The organism is Rhizobium sp. 10PS4, assembly GCF_032464805.1.
Lineage (GTDB): Bacteria > Pseudomonadota > Alphaproteobacteria > Rhizobiales > Rhizobiaceae > Rhizobium > Rhizobium laguerreae.
Genome location: NZ_JAWDIW010000006.1, coordinates 327,830 through 341,743, shown reverse-complemented (window position 1 = coordinate 341,743; position 13,914 = coordinate 327,830). Strand labels below are relative to the sequence as shown.

The 13,914-nt window shown below is 62.8% G+C and carries 11 protein-coding genes; 7 read left to right on the top strand and 4 right to left on the bottom strand.

The window, feature by feature from the left end; all coding sequences use genetic code 11:
• The first annotated feature begins 13 nt into the window (after window positions 1–13).
• The 5 genes from RWJ89_RS14255 (at window position 14) to RWJ89_RS14235 (ending at window position 6,809) form a co-directional block, all read left to right on the top strand.
• Window positions 14–1,303 (top strand): RsmB/NOP family class I SAM-dependent RNA methyltransferase, encoded by a 1,290-nt coding sequence (locus RWJ89_RS14255; RefSeq protein WP_168283979.1) that lies wholly within the window; start codon window positions 14–16, stop codon window positions 1,301–1,303.
• A gap of 239 nt (window positions 1,304–1,542) precedes the next feature.
• Window positions 1,543–2,820 (top strand): imelysin family protein, encoded by a 1,278-nt coding sequence (locus RWJ89_RS14250; protein ID WP_222060494.1) that lies wholly within the window; start codon window positions 1,543–1,545, stop codon window positions 2,818–2,820.
• Window positions 2,821–2,867: 47 nt separating this feature from the next.
• The gene (locus RWJ89_RS14245) at window positions 2,868–4,625 is read left to right on the top strand and encodes a di-heme oxidoreductase family protein (protein ID WP_206116858.1); all 1,758 of its coding nucleotides are present in this window, start codon (window positions 2,868–2,870) and stop codon (window positions 4,623–4,625) included.
• Entirely contained in the window at window positions 4,625–5,725 is a 1,101-nt protein-coding gene (locus RWJ89_RS14240) for an imelysin family protein (protein WP_077977309.1), read from the top strand. The genes RWJ89_RS14245 and RWJ89_RS14240 overlap by 1 nt, the downstream gene beginning before the upstream one ends.
• 4 nt (window positions 5,726–5,729) lie before the next feature.
• Entirely contained in the window at window positions 5,730–6,809 is a 1,080-nt protein-coding gene (locus RWJ89_RS14235; RefSeq protein ID WP_168283980.1) for a DUF1513 domain-containing protein, read from the top strand.
• 17 nt (window positions 6,810–6,826) lie between these two features.
• Here RWJ89_RS14235 and RWJ89_RS14230 read toward each other — a convergent pair whose 3' ends face one another.
• Window positions 6,827–7,903, bottom strand: a complete 1,077-nt coding sequence (locus RWJ89_RS14230) for a DUF2252 family protein (protein ID WP_168283981.1) — start codon at window positions 7,901–7,903, stop codon at window positions 6,827–6,829.
• Between the two features lie 270 nt (window positions 7,904–8,173).
• Here RWJ89_RS14230 and RWJ89_RS14225 point away from each other — a divergent pair, with 270 nt between their 5' ends.
• Together RWJ89_RS14225 and RWJ89_RS14220 are read left to right on the top strand one after the other, a co-directional pair.
• Window positions 8,174–8,623, top strand: coding sequence for a PaaI family thioesterase (locus tag RWJ89_RS14225; RefSeq protein WP_003544704.1), 450 nt, complete (start codon window positions 8,174–8,176; stop codon window positions 8,621–8,623).
• Window positions 8,620–9,258 (top strand): 5'-methylthioadenosine/S-adenosylhomocysteine nucleosidase, encoded by a 639-nt coding sequence (locus RWJ89_RS14220; protein ID WP_064248221.1) that lies wholly within the window; start codon window positions 8,620–8,622, stop codon window positions 9,256–9,258. Before RWJ89_RS14225 ends, RWJ89_RS14220 begins: the two co-directional genes overlap by 4 nt.
• A gap of 334 nt (window positions 9,259–9,592) precedes the next feature.
• Here the strand turns inward: RWJ89_RS14220 and RWJ89_RS14215 are convergent, their stop codons facing one another.
• From RWJ89_RS14215 to RWJ89_RS14205, 3 genes are all read right to left on the bottom strand, one after another.
• Window positions 9,593–10,375 (bottom strand): ATP-binding cassette domain-containing protein, encoded by a 783-nt coding sequence (locus RWJ89_RS14215; protein WP_020052552.1) that lies wholly within the window; start codon window positions 10,373–10,375, stop codon window positions 9,593–9,595.
• Entirely contained in the window at window positions 10,368–12,623 is a 2,256-nt protein-coding gene (locus tag RWJ89_RS14210) for an ABC transporter permease (protein WP_168283982.1), read from the bottom strand. Before RWJ89_RS14210 ends, RWJ89_RS14215 begins: the two co-directional genes overlap by 8 nt.
• 116 nt (window positions 12,624–12,739) lie before the next feature.
• The gene (locus tag RWJ89_RS14205) at window positions 12,740–13,822 is read right to left on the bottom strand and encodes a substrate-binding domain-containing protein (protein ID WP_026265552.1); all 1,083 of its coding nucleotides are present in this window, start codon (window positions 13,820–13,822) and stop codon (window positions 12,740–12,742) included.
• Between the last annotated feature and the right edge of the window lie 92 nt (window positions 13,823–13,914).

The window sequence follows — 13,914 nt, the reverse complement described above, 5'->3', positions numbered from 1 at the left end:
AGGAGACATGTGAATGCGTCTGGGCGGCCGCCTCGAAGGGGCGATTTCTGTGCTCGCGGACATCGATGCCCGCAAGCGGCCCGTCGCCGACGCGCTGAAGGACTGGGGCCTCGCGCACCGCTTCGCCGGTTCCGGCGATCGTGCTGCGATCGGCAACATCGTCTATGACGCACTGCGCATGCGGCTTTCCCACGCCTGGCTGATGGATGACGACAGTGCTGCGGCCATTGCCCATGCCGTCATGTTCCGCCAATGGGGTTTCACGCCTGACAGTCTTGCCACTGAGCTGGCGGATGACAAGTTTGCGCCGGCGCCGCTTTCAGCCGACGCCGTCTCTGCCTTTCAAAGCCGCTCGCTCGACGATGCGCCGCCGCATATTCGCGGCGATATTCCCGAATGGGTGCAATCCTCCTTCGAACAGGCCTTCGGCGCCGGCTGGCTCGCCGAGGCACAGGCACTCGCCGCCCGCCCGACGCTCGATCTGCGCGCCAACCTGCTCAAAGCCTCCCGCGACAAGGTCGTCAGGGCGCTCGAAAGAGCCAACGCGCATGCAGCGAAGATCGCCCGCTACGGCATCCGGATTGCCGCTGGCGAAGGCGCCTCGCGTCTTCCCAACGTGACAGCCGAGCTTTCGTTCCAGAAAGGCTGGTTCGAAGTTCAGGACGAGGGATCGCAGATCGTCGCCGACCTGGTGCTCGCCCATGATGGCGAACAGGTTCTCGACTATTGCGCCGGCGGCGGCGGTAAGACGCTCGCCATGGCGGCGGCCATGCAGAACAAGGGACAGGTTCACGCCTATGACGCCGACCGCAAACGACTGGCGCCGATCATTGAGCGGCTGAAGCGGGCGGGCACACGCAATGTCCAGGTGCATGACGACGCCAGGGCGCTCTCCGCCCTTGCCGGACGCTGCGACAAGGTGCTGGTCGACGCGCCCTGCACCGGCACCGGCACGTGGCGCCGCCGCCCCGATACGAAGTGGCGGCTGACGGCGAAGAACCTCGACGAGCGCACCGCCCAGCAGCAGGACGCGCTGGCGCAGGCGAGCGGCTTCGTCAAATCAGGCGGCGATCTGATCTATGTCACCTGCTCGGTCCTGCCCCAGGAAAACGAGGAACAGGCGCGCCGCTTCACGGCTGACAATCCTGATTTTCAGATCGTCAGTGCCCTGCCCGCCTGGGAAGCCCTGTTCGGCAAGGATGCCCCGCGTCCGCATTCTTCCGACGGCCTGACGGTGACTCTGACGCCCGCCTCCACCGACACGGACGGCTTCTTCTTCTGCCGCATGCAGCGCAAGGGCTGAGGCGGTTTAGCGGCCGTCGACAACGCATCGTGATGCCGCGGCGGAATAAGGCTGCGCTGAGCGCGTGAGATGGCGTGGTTGCCGCCGGTTTTTCAAGTAGATGCCGTTCGACGACGGCAGCGCGGGCACCGGCTCTGCATCCTTAAAACCATTCCAAACTAGAGCGTTTGACACAAGTTTGCTTTTGCGCGAAGAGACGGAGCCCGATTAGACGGAAAATCCCGTCACAGGAGAGGATCATGACGCTCAACCGCAAATTCCGCGCAGCCGTGCTGGCGATCGCCCCCGCAGCCCTGCTCGCCCTTCCCGTGCATGCCGAGACCGATGCCGCCGCCGTGGTGAAACACTATGCCGACGTGGCGCATGCGAAATACGAGGATTCGCTGACGACGGCCAAGGCGCTCGACGCTGCGATCGACGCCTTCCTGAAGGCGCCGACCGATGCGACGCTCAAGGCCGCCAGGGACGCCTGGATCAAGGCGCGCGTCCCCTACCAGCAGACGGAAGTCTATCGCTTCGGCAATCCGATCGTCGACGACTGGGAAGGCAAGGTCAATGCATGGCCGCTCGATGAAGGCCTGATCGACTATGTCGACGCCTCCTACGGCACCGAGAGCGACGAAAATTCTCTCTATGTGGCAAATGTCATCGCCAACAAGACGATCAAGATCGACGGCAAGGATGTCGACGCCTCCAAGCTGACGCCAGAATTCCTCTCCGGTACGCTCGCCGAGGCAGGCGGCATCGAAGCCAATGTCGCGACCGGCTATCATGCCATCGAATTCCTGCTCTGGGGTCAGGATCTGAACGGCACGGGCCCTGGCGCCGGCGACCGCCCGGCAACCGATTACGACCTCAAGAACTGCACGCACGGCAATTGCGACCGCCGCGCCGAATATCTGAAGTCCGCCTCCACCCTGCTGGTTTCCGACCTGCAGGAAATGACCGACAACTGGAAGCCGGATGGCGCTGCGACGAAGAATGTCGAAGCCGATCCGAAGGCAGGCCTTGTGGCGATCCTGACGGGCATGGGTTCGCTTTCCTACGGCGAGCTTGCCGGCGAGCGCATGAAGCTCGGCCTGCTGCTGCACGATCCGGAAGAAGAGCATGATTGCTTCTCGGACAATACCTACAACTCGCATCTCAACGACGCGATCGGCATTGCTGCCGCCTATACCGGCAATTATACCCGCGTCGACGGCACCAAGCTCAGCGGCCCGTCGCTGCACGATCTGGTGGCCGCCAAGGACAAGGCGCTCGATGCCGAAGTGGAAGGCAAGCTCAACAAGACGCTCGATGCGATGAATGCCATGGCAAAGCGCGGCGAGACGGTCGAAAAGTACGATCAGATGATCGGCGAAGGCAACAAGGACGGCAACGCCGTTGTCCAGGCCGCCATCGACGGGCTGATCGACCAGACGAAATCGGTGCAGCGCGTTATTGCCGCACTCGATCTCGGCACGGTTCAGCTTGAAGGTTCCGACAGCTTGGATAATCCTAACGCCGTCTTCCAATAAGCAAAAAGGCGGGCCGCTTCGAAAGCCGGAGCGGCCCGGACCCTGAAATGCCATCTATTGCCTCCCTCATTCCTGTGTCCTCAGGGCTTTGCCCGAGGGATGTCACAGGAATCCAGCCACGGCGCGTCCGCGCCGTGAATGACTCGGTCAAAGGGGAGTCTTCCGCGCCCAAGGACTTGGGCGCACTGGATTCCTGTGACGAGCACAGGAATGAGGGAGCAGAGAGGGAAGCGCGCGCGGGCACCGTTGAGTTTGCCGCTCGGGATCATCGCCTCTTATCAAAACTTCGCCTATCCATCCGCATCGCCGCCTTCGCAGCTCTTGCAGCCGCGCCCGTCAGCATCGCCGCCGGTTTCGATCTGCCGCGGAAACGTATCGATCTCTCCGAGGCCGATCTGAAACGCGTCGCCGCCGTCACCCGGCCGACGGCGGATTTTTCCAAGGCCGAACAATACGAAGCCATGCAGGCGGGTGCGACGACCTCGATCGACTCTGTCACCGAGGACAGCTTCTCGCATATTTCGGCCAATATCCCCTTCGAGGAAGAGCAGAATTTCAAGCTCGGCAACGCGCTCTTCCGCAAGCTCTGGGTTTCCGCTCCCTCCTCGACACAGGCCTCCGATGGTCTCGGGCCGCTGTTCAACGCCCGCTCCTGCATGAGCTGCCACGTCAATGATGGCCGCGGCAGACCGCCGGAGGGAGGTCCGAGCGCCACCTCGATGTTGCTGCGGCTTTCCGGTACGGCCAGGACGCCGGAGGAAGAAAAAGCGGTTGCGCGTGCCGATGTCGTCAATTTTCCCGATCCGGTCTACGGCCATCAGCTGCAGGACCTCGCCGTTCCCGGCCTTGCCGCTGAAGGCAAGATGGCGATCAGCTACCGCGAAGAGAGGGTGACGCTCGGCGACGGCGAGATCGTGTCGCTGCGCCGGCCGAGTTATGCGGTGACAAACCTTGGTTATGGACCGCTCGATCCGGCGACGACGATTTCGCCGCGTGTCGCCTCGGCGATGATCGGCCTCGGACTGATCGAGGCCATTCCCGAGGCCGATATCCTTGCCCATGCCGATCCTGACGATGCCAACGGCGACAGCATCTCGGGGAAAGCTGCGGTCGTGCGCGACCACCGCAGCGGCAAGATCACGCTCGGTCGTTTTGGCTGGAAGGCGCAGAACGCCACGGTGCGCGACCAGAGTGCCGATGCTTTCGCCAATGATATCGGCATCTCGACGCCCGATCACCCGGACGCGCAGGGCGATTGCACCAAGGCGGAAGAGAAATGCCTTGATATGCCGACCGGCGTGCAGAAACGGCTGGGCGCAGAAGAAGCGCCAGGTCCGATTCTCGACCTCGTCACCTTCTATTCCGGAAATCTTGCCGTTCCGGCACGGCGCAAGGCAAGCTTCCCCGAGACGCTGCGGGGCAAGCGCGTGTTTTACGAAAGCGGCTGCATTTCCTGCCACGTGCCGAAATTCGTCACCCGGCGGGATACGCAAGAAAAAGCGCAGTCGTTCCAGCTGATCTGGCCCTATTCCGACTTTCTTCTGCACGACATGGGCGACGGGCTTGCCGACGGGCAGCAGGTCGGCCTTGCAAGCGGACGTGAATGGCGCACGCCGCCGCTATGGGGTATAGGACTGACCCGGACTGTCAGCGGACACAGCTTTTTCCTGCATGACGGCCGTGCGCGGAGCCTCACCGAAGCGATCCTCTGGCACGGCGGCGAAGCTGAAAAGGCCCGCAACGCTTTCTCCTCCCTGCCGAAAGACGACAGGGCGGCCCTGATTACATTCCTGGAGTCACTTTGATGCGCCTTTGGCACCCCCTGCTCTGCCTTACTCTGATCGGCCTCGCGACATCCGCGGCCGCCCAGACTGTTGCTCCCCCGGCAGGGCTGAACGAGGATGCCGTTCCCGCCGTCATGCAGCGCGCCGTCGACGAGGTGATCCGTCCCGGCTATCGCAACATGCAGCAATCGGCTGCCCGGTTGACGACGGCGATGAAGGATCTATGCGCTGACGGTACGCAGCAGACGCTCGACAAGGCGAAATCCGCCTTCGACGATACGATCCGCTACTGGTCGATCATCGAGATCGTCCAGACCGGACCTGTCATCCAGGACAATCTCTTCGAGCACATCCTGTTTTATCCCGACCGCAAGGGCGTCGGCCTCAAGCAGGTGCAGGCGCTGATCGCCAAGGCCGATCCAAAGGATGCGACTGTCGATGCGATCGCCGGCAAGAGTGTTGCGCTGCAAGGCCTGACGGCGCTGGAATACGTGCTCTACGGCAATGGCTCCAACGATCTCGTCGGGCAGAAAAACGGCTTCCGTTGCCTTTACGGCGAGGCGGTCGCCGGCAATATCCAGCGTGAGGCCGGCGAAGTCGTCGCCGCCTGGGAAAAGCCCGACGGCGTGCAGGCGAGCTGGAAACATCCAGGCCCGCAGAGCAACGATTTCATGGATAACAAGGAAGCGGTGACCGCGCTGCTCGGCATTCTCGTCCATGGCGCGGAGAATGTCCGCGACCAGCGGCTGGAGCAATTCTACAAGGGCAAGGACACCGCGCCGCGGCCGCGCATGGCGATCTACTGGCGTTCCAAGAACACCTGGAAATCGATGGCCGCCAATCTGGAAGGCCTGCGCACGCTCTGGCAGAAGGCCGGCATGGCCGAACTTCTGCCGCCGGACAAACAGCCGATCGCCGCCTCGATCGACGAGGATTTCAAATCACTGCTCGACAGCGTGCCGAAGCTCAACCCCGACATCGACGTCGCCACAAGCGATGCGGAGAAGGCCAAGCTCGATACGCTGCTTGCCGAAAGCCGCGACCTGATCACCCGGATCAGCGACGAATATGGCGCAGCCATCGGCCTTTCGGCCGGCTTTTCCTTTTCGGACGGAGACTGAGACGATGATGCAAAGTGCCGCGATCAACCGACGCAGCTTCGTCAAGGCGGCGGGGCTCGGCTTCCTTGCCACCTTGACGCCAAGATCGCTGATGGCGCTGGAGGGGACTGATGTGGTCTATGCCTCGGGCATTCGGGCAGCCGACGGCTCCTTTGCCATTGCGACCGTGACCGAGCGCGGCGAGATCGTCGATCAGGTGGCGCTTCCCGCCCGCGCCCACGGCATGGCCTTCAGCGCCAGTACCGGCAAGACTGTCGCCTTCGCGCGCCGGCCGGGCACTTATGCGATGATCTTCGATCCCTGGAACAAAAGCGAGCCGATCGTCATCAGCTCCAGGGAAGACCGGCATTTCTACGGCCACGGCGCCTTCTCTCCCGACGGCCGTCTGCTCTACGCCAGCGAGAACGACTTCGACGGCAATCGCGGCATGATCGGCCTCTACGACGCCACCGACCGCTTCACCCGCATCGGCGAATTCGAAACCTACGGCATTGGTCCGCACGACATGACCGTTTCCGACGACGGACGCCTGCTCATCGTCGCCAATGGCGGCATCGAGACGCATCCGGATTTCGGCCGCACCAAGCTCAATCTCGGAGAGATGCAGCCGTCGCTGGCGCTGATCGATGCGGCAACCGGTGCGCTGGTCGAAAAACATGTGCTGCCGGCAGAATGGGCAGAACTCTCCACTCGCCATGTCGATCTCGATGGCGCGGGCCGCATCTGGTTCGCCTGCCAGTATGAAGGCCACCGCAAGGATTTGCCGCCGCTTGTCGGCCATTTCGCCAAGGGGGAGGATCTTACCTTCATCGACCTGCCGGAGGAGACGACGCGCAGGCTTGCCAATTACGTCGGGGCGATCGCCGTCAATCGCAGCGAAGGTCTCGTCGGCATAACCTCGCCGAAGGGCGGCGCCTCGGTGACCATCGACGCTAGGACGGGCAAGATGCTGGCCGAGACTTCCGTACCGGATGCGGCGGGCATCGCGCCGGCTAGAAGCGGCTTTGCCGTCTCCTCCTATGACGGCGATTTCCTGTCGACCCGCAGCGACGTCGCCTGGGATCAGCACATCGTGCGGATCTAGATCAGGGAAGGCAGGGCTTAACCGGAACGCGCATAGGCTTTCTGCTCGGCGCTGACGCTTGATGCCGCGGCTCTTGCCGCCTCGTGCAGCCATTCGTTTCCCCGCGCCGCCAAATCCTTCAGGATCGCTGCAACCGCAGCCGCATCGTCAGAATGGCAATTGGCGATCTCGAATCCCATCAATTCGAGCATCGTCGGCGAAAGCAGGATCTCGGGGTGCCGGTCGATTTCGATCTTGCAGCTGTTCGGCGAGAGCCGGCGCACGAGGGTGCGGCCGGAGACCCGGTAATGCGGATCGGCAGAGCGCGCCCGCCCATTGGCGATCTCGCTTGCATGAATCGCCAGGTCCCGCGGGTTGTAGCGAAGCGACCAGGCGGACGGCACCAGCGCCTTTGCCTCGCGCAGCACCGGCCCACCCTGCCATTCGGCATAGGCGACGAAACGCGGCCGGCCGAGGCTGCCGGTGCCGCCGCTGCGCGGCTTCGCCGCGAAGGGTCCTGCCCCCAACGGCAGCGCGTCTGCGAGCGCCTCGACGTAGGCTGCCGGTGGCGGCTTCTTGCCGGGCTGCAGCATTTCGTATTTCTCCCAGAATTCCCGGCGTTCGGAATTCGGCAGCAGCAGCGCCTTGCGCAGCCATTTGTGGTCGCGCTCGAGGATAACAGGCAGCGGATTTTCAAGGCCCCGGCGATAACCGCTCAAGATCAATTCGCCGATCATGCGAACCGACGGACCGTCGCCGCCGCGGGCCAGCACAGCGCTTGCCGCAAGGCGAACGAGATCCAGCGCATAGGGCATCACCGCCGCGTCGTCGAAATCATTGACGCCCCAGACGAGCCGGCCCTCGACATCGCGCCAGGTGCCGAAATTCTCCAGATGCGTGTCACCGATCGCCAGTACCTGAGGCGCGCCCGTCAGTTCCGGGCAGATATCGAGGATGATCTCGCACCAGCGCCAATAGGTGGCGCGCAGGAAGACGAAATCGTCGCTCCGCATCTTCTCATGCTTCTCGCGCAGATCCTCCTTGACGAGATCGTTGCCGAGTTCGCCGGCCAGCCATGTCTCGAAATTCCGGACCGATTGCGATATCGTCGTCATGCCGCCGGCGCTCCATCATTTCGCGACCCGGTGCGGAGAATACGCGCACCGCGCGAAGCTGCAATCGTCTTCGCATCGGAACGCCACAATCCAGCGGTACTGGCGAGCGGTGCCGGCCAGCTGTGCCGGCTTGCACGGCGACGGAAAGGTGAAGGGTTGCCGCGGCGACACGGTCTCGGGTTTCCATCGGCGCCCGGACCGATTTCAGCAATGTCCAGCTTGTCGAATGCGGCGCGCCATGCCACTTTCGCGGCTGCAAGAGGGGCAGACATGAGCGAGACTGACAGGGGCGATTTCCGCGCGCGAATCCGCCGCAATTTTGCGCGGCAGGCGGCGATGGAGACGATCGGCGCGGAGCTGACGCGCGTCGAGCACGGCGTCGTCGAGATCGAGCTTCCCTTCGACGTCAAACTGACACAACAGCACGGCATCCTGCATGCGGGCATCATTTCCGCAGCGCTCGATTCGGCCTGCGGCTTTGCCGCCTACAGCGTCATCGACCCGGAAGCCTCGATCCTGACGATCGAGTTCAAGGTCAACCTCATGTCGCCCGGGCGCGGCGATCGTTTCCTGTTTCGCGGGGAAATCACCAAACCCGGCTCCACCATCATCGTCGCCGACGGACGAGGCTACGCGATCAGCGACGGGCCGGCGAAACTCATCGCCTCCATGACCGGAACGATGATGGTGATCCGCGGTAGAGAGGGCATTACGGGATGAAGTTCGAACTGAAATCGGTCGCGGGGAAATCCATTCTTTTCGTCATGGCGGCGGAGGCCGAATACGGTCCCTTCCTGCGTTCGCGCATCGAACCGCTGATGACCGGCGTCGGCCCGGTCGAGGCAGCCATCGCGCTGAGCAAGACATTGGCGCGGCTGGACGCCGTCGACGACCTCCCCGATCTCGTCGTCTCCCTCGGATCGGCCGGCTCCGCGAAACTGGAGCAGACCGAAATCTATCAGGTGACCTCGGTTTCTTACCGCGACATGGACGCCTCGCCGCTCGGCTTCGAAAAGGGCAAGACACCCTTTCTCGACCTGCCGGCAACGCTCGAGCTGCCGCTGCGCATTCCCGGCATTGCCGAAGCAAGCCTTTCCACCGGCGGCAACATCATCTCGGGCACCGCTTATACCGGCATCGACGCCGACATGGTCGATATGGAGACCTATGCGGTGCTGCGGGCCTGCCAGGGCTACAAGCTGCCGCTGATCGGCCTGCGCGGCATTTCCGACGGCGCCGTCGAGCTGCAGCATATTTCGGGCTGGACCGAATATCTGCACATCGTCGACCGCAAGCTCTCCTATGGCGTCGACAGCCTGTTCACGGCGCTGGAGGACGGGGTTTTCTGGTTCTGAGCCCCTGAATGGATCGTGTCCCGGCAGGTGGCCATCGATGGCTGAACGCGTCATCGTGGCGCTGCAGTCCAGTAGGAAGGCTTGAGATCGGTGCGATGTTACCCTGGGCGTTCGCCAGCCACGCCTTTCCGAAACAAACCGTTTCTGACCGGCGCTTGCTCAGGAACGTGTTTGCACTGTGAACCTCTTCAGGGCCGCGAGCGTTTCCAGGCTGACATGATGCTCCATCGGCGCCGGTCGTGACCCCACCTGCGCGTCGAATTACGATTGACAATCAACATGATGCGTTTCACCAGACCGGTGTCAACCTTCGCTTCTGATTCACAGTGGCTATTCAAATGGATCTTGCCTCATCGGCTGTCAGCGCATTCTCTCGCGTGCCGGAAACGATAATCTCCAGCACTTCATGCTCGTCCGTGTTCCTGATGTAGCGATCGCCGACATATTCGCCGCGCTTGAGGACCATGACGCGATCGCCCACGGCAAAAATATCGATAAGGCGGTGTGAGATGATGATCTGGGCAACGCCTTGCTTCTTCAGCTCCAGCATGGTTTCGAGCAGCCGTTCGGTCGCCATCACGGAAAGGTTGGCGGTCGGCTCGTCGAGGATCACGACGCGCGGCTCGAACGAGATTGCGCGGGCGATCGCGACCGACTGCTGGCGGCCGCCCGACAGGCTTTCGACCTTCTGATAGACGGAGTTCACGTCGACCTTGAGCCGTTTCAGCACGCTGTCGGCTTCCGCATACATCTTCCGCCTGTTAACGAAAGGGCCTTTGAGCGGCCAGCGGCCAAGGAAGATATTCTGGCCGACATCCATGTTGCCGCAGAGCGCGAAATCCTGGTAGATCATCTCGATGCCGACGTCGCGGCTCTCGTGCGGGCTCTTGAACCGCACCGGTTGCCCGGCAACGAGGATATCACCCGCATCGCGCTGATAAGCACCGGTCAGGATCTTCATAAGCGTCGATTTGCCGGCCGAGTTGTCGCCGACCAGGCCGAGAATCTCGCCGGGATAAAGCGTCAGATCGACCTTGCGAAGCGCCTGCACGGCCCCGAAGGCTTTTTCGATGCCCCGCATTTCCACGATCGGCGCGGATGGTGTCGCGTCAGCCATGACTGCTGTCCCCTGTTGGCGCACCTCTTCTCAGCCGGGTGCGCAGGCGCCCGAAAATATTGGCCTGGCGCACCCATATATCGATCAGCACCGCGACGATGAGGATGACGCCGATAAAGACGTTGATCCAGTGCTGCGGCATGCTGAACCCCTGAACGTTGAGTTGAAGCAGCGCCCGCACGAGCGTGATGACGGCGGCGCCCGCAAGCGAGCCGATCATCGTGCCGTAACCGCCGAAGATCGATCCGCCGCCGATGATGACGGAAGCGATCGCATCGAGCTCGCGAAACTGGCCGGCAACCGGGTTGAAGCTGCGAAAATAGGCGACGTTGATGATCCCGGCCATGGTGGCGCAGAGCGCCGACAGCATGAGCGCGATGAAGCGCACGCGGTTGGTGTTGATGCCGGCATAAGCGGCGGCGCGCACGTTGCCGCCCGCCGCGCAGACCTTCAGCCCGAACGGCGTATAGGCAAGCACGATACCGGCGATCACGGCAACGAAAAACATCCAGATCGTCTGGACGCTGACGACCTCGGCCACCGAGCGAATGATCCCCGGCGGCAATGCAAGGCCGAAATGCAGGAGAACGTCATTCACCTTGCGCCCGAGCAGGTTATAGCCCTCTGACCAGCCGGTCAGCTGCTGTCCCGCGACGAACCAGGCGGCGAGCCCGCGGGCAATGTAGAACATGCCGAGCGTGGCGATGAAGGCAGGTAGTTTGAAGCCGACGACGACCATGGCGTTGACGGCTCCGGCGGTCATCCCCGCAAACAGGCCCATCGTCACGGCAGTGAGCGGATCGGCGCCGAGCACCTTCAGGAAATAGGCCGCGGTGCTGCCGGCAAGGGCAAGCACCGCGCCGACGGAGAGATCGATATCGCCGGCTGCGATGACATAGGTGAGCCCGACGGTGATGAGGGCCAATTCCGTGTAATTGAGCAGGATGGCAAAGGTGTTGGGCAGGTTCCACCAGTAGTCCGGCCTGAGCACGAGGCCCGTCAGCCACAACACGACGGTCAGGATGATGGCCAGTGCGTCGCGGCGGGCGAGAAACTTGCCGAGCCCGGTGGCAGACAGCGCCATGTCGGCCGCCATCGCCCCCTTGGTCTGCACACCTTCGATCGCCACGCCGCCGATCTCATAGGCCGGCGGCGGTGGCCGGCCGCGCAGCCATGCCCATAGCCGGGCCGCGACCTGGCGCCGAATGAGTAAGGGCTCGATCAGCACGGCGATGACGAGAAGCAGACCCAGGAAAACCAGAACGGCGCCTGCCGGCAACGTGAACTTGGCGCCGACCGAGACGTTTTCACCGTCGATCACGACGATGCGCGTGATCGGCCATCCCTCGCGCAGCACCTTATCGATCAGCACGACGACCGCAGCCCCCAGGCAAGACCCGATCACGCGCCCGCGCCCGCCAAGGATCGATGCTCCGCCGATGACGACCGATGCGATGACGGTGAGTTCCCAGCTGACACCATAGAGAGGGGTGACGCCCTTGTCCTGCGCGGCCGACAGGAGAGCTGCAAGGGTCGCGCAAAGCGAGGAGAGCAGATAGGCGCGAATGCGCACCCAGCGCGTGCGAATGCCGGCATAGGCCGCCGCCTGCTCGTTTCCGCCGGTGGCGAAAGTCTCATAGCCCCAGCGGGTCTTGGCAAGCACATAGGCCCCAACCATGGCGATGAGGAAGAAGATCGCGATCTGGTTGTTGAAGCCGAGGATATTCGTCTCGCCCAGGTGGAAGAACAGCGGATGGTCTTTCGCCTTGTCGGAGTAATAGATTGCCTGGCCATGCGTCAGCGCCAGCACGAAACCGCGGCCGATGAAGAGGATCGTCAGCGTCGCGATGAAGGCCGGCACTTTCAGGACGGTGACGAGCACGCCGTTGATCAGGCCGATCGCCGTGCCCAGCAGCACGCAGAGGATCGCCGACTGGATCACGCCGAAATCGAGAAAGCTCGGGGCAAAAAGCCTGGCGAAGACCACCGCGATCAGGCCGTAGGTCGAACCGACCGAAAGATCGAGATCCCTGTTGACGATGACGAAAGTCATCCCGACCGCGATGATGCCCACACGGGACGTATCGCGCAGAAGCGCGTGAAGGGCCTCCGTCGATCCGAAAAAGGCCGGATTGACGATTGCGCCGCCGAAATAGAGCAGCGCAAGGAACACGAGGAGCCCCGCCTCCCAGCCGCCGACGAGCTGGGGCGGCGCACGGCCGAGCGATGTCGTCGTGGCGGGCTCCATCAGTTTCTACCGAAAATGAATTTCTACCGAATGAGTTTCTACCGACCGATGCTTGCCTTCGCGTGGCGGGATGGCTCGCACCCTCCCGCCTTGATTTCAGACGTTTCGAACGGCAGTCAGTTCTCGAAGCGCTTGCCGACGTTGGCGACCGTTTCCTTCGTCACAAGCTGGGCACGCGTGTCGAGATTGGCAGCCGCGATACCGCGATCGATCTGCAGATAAAGCTGCATGACGGGCCAGAAGCCCTGCAGGAAGGGCTGCTGGCCGAGCGAGCCGGTCAGGTTCCCCGCTGCGATGCCTTCCTGCTGCGCCGGGCCGAGATCGAAACCATAAGCGCACAACTTGCCTGTCCGCCCCATCTGGGCAACCGCCTTGACGAGCGGCGGCGTAAAGACGTTGTTGGCTGTGAAGGCGCCGACCACGTCTCCACGGGACTCGAAGAGCGAAACAAGTGCGTTGACAGGGTCGTTCGGGTTCGTGTCGATGCCGACGTTCTCCGGACCGGCGTCAACCTTGAAGGCATCGAGCTTGCCGGCGTCCTTCAACGTCTTGACGATGGCATTGAAGGCGGCGGTGACTCGGTTGTTCACCTCGATGTTGCCCATCGCGGTGGAGGACGGCAGCACGATCGAGCCGCTGGTCGCGCCACTGGCAAGCACGCAAGTCGCGAGCGCCTCGCCGCCGATTGCCGCGGCCGACGCGTCCTGGCCGGTATGGCTGATCGCGCTCCGGTGCAGTATGGTGCCGTCGAACGAGTTGGTCGTCGCGATCGGGATGCCGGCCGCCTCGGCAGCCTTGACGATGTCGTTATAGGCGCCGACCTGCGGCGTCGTCATGATGATGCCGTCGATCGTCGGGTCCTGAACGATCTGGTTCAGGATCTCGATCTCGCGGGCGGGGTCGTCCACCGGCGATTCCGAACCGAGCAGCAATATCTTGGCACCGATCATATTGCCGGCGACGGTCGCGCCGACATAGACAGGGTCAAAGAAGCCATTGCCTGCCGTGTGCGTCACGATCGCGAAGGTCAAATGACCGTCAGCCGAATGGAAATCCTTCGTGCCGGGGGCCTCTTTTGCCGCTTCCTCGAAGTTATAGCCGCCAACCGCTTTCTCGACGCCGCCCGACTGCGCAAATGCATGCGAGACACCGAGCGACAGTATCGCGGCCGATGCCGCGTAGAACAATACCCGCCTCATGATTGGTCCTCCCTTGAAACCAAGGGAGGAAAGCCGTTCCGGCGCAATGTATCGAGAGTGGGCCGAAGGCTTATCCTCCCATTTGCTAATAT